This window comes from Alcanivorax sp. HI0083, assembly GCF_001635175.1.
Genome location: NZ_LWFX01000233.1, coordinates 1 through 764, shown reverse-complemented (window position 1 = coordinate 764; position 764 = coordinate 1). Strand labels below are relative to the sequence as shown.

Annotated in this window: 1 protein-coding gene; it reads left to right on the top strand. The window is 60.3% G+C overall.

Annotated features, from left to right (window positions below):
- The coding region (locus A3754_RS02580) for a lipid A-modifier LpxR family protein (protein ID WP_156496706.1) at window positions 1–412 on the top strand (412 nt) is incomplete at its 5' end.
- Window positions 413–764 lie beyond the last annotated feature (352 nt).

Sequence of the window (764 nt, the reverse complement as noted above, 5' to 3'; positions counted from 1 at the left end):
GGAAGGTTCCGTGGGTTACCTCACCGAAGCACGCTGGAGCCTGAGCTTTCGTGCCGGGCGCCTGCGCAGCCCCTGGTGGCAGAGCAACCCGGAACTGACCCGCTACGGCGAACGCAACAACACCACCGCCACCAGTGAGGACAACGAACACTATGTGTGGGGCGGCATCGCGCTGGTCGGGCGCGCCTACAATGCGTTTCTGCAGGGCCAGTTCCGGGACAGCGATGTGCGCTACGACAGCGACGAAGTGAACCATGGCGTCGCCGAAGCCTGGCTGGGTTACACCTATGCCTTCAGTGACGGCTACCGGCTCAGCTATGTCCTGCGCGGCCACACCTCCGAACTGAAAGAGGGCGTGGGCGACCGCAATGTACTGTGGGGCGGTTTGGTTTTTGCGAAGACCTTTGATTAGGACCTGTTAACACTACCGAGGTGACGCCTGTTGAGCCCCCCAAAGTTTTAGGGCGCCTCTGAAAAAAGACAGGCAGGCTGTGGGAAGCGATGCTTGCATCGCGACAGGACCGGCCACACCCGACGTTATTCGTGATGCAAGCATCACTTTCCAAAGAAAATCAGGGGTGCCGGGCGTTTTCAAAAACGCTTTAGTCCGTCACCTTCTCGTTTTCCGATACGGCGTCCGCATAAGGCACGGCATCCGACGACTCGCCGTAGATATCGCGCACCGGCCGCACCTCGATGCTGCCGTAGCGTGCCGGCGGAATACGGCTGGCCACACGGATCGCATCGTTCAGGTCATTGGCGTC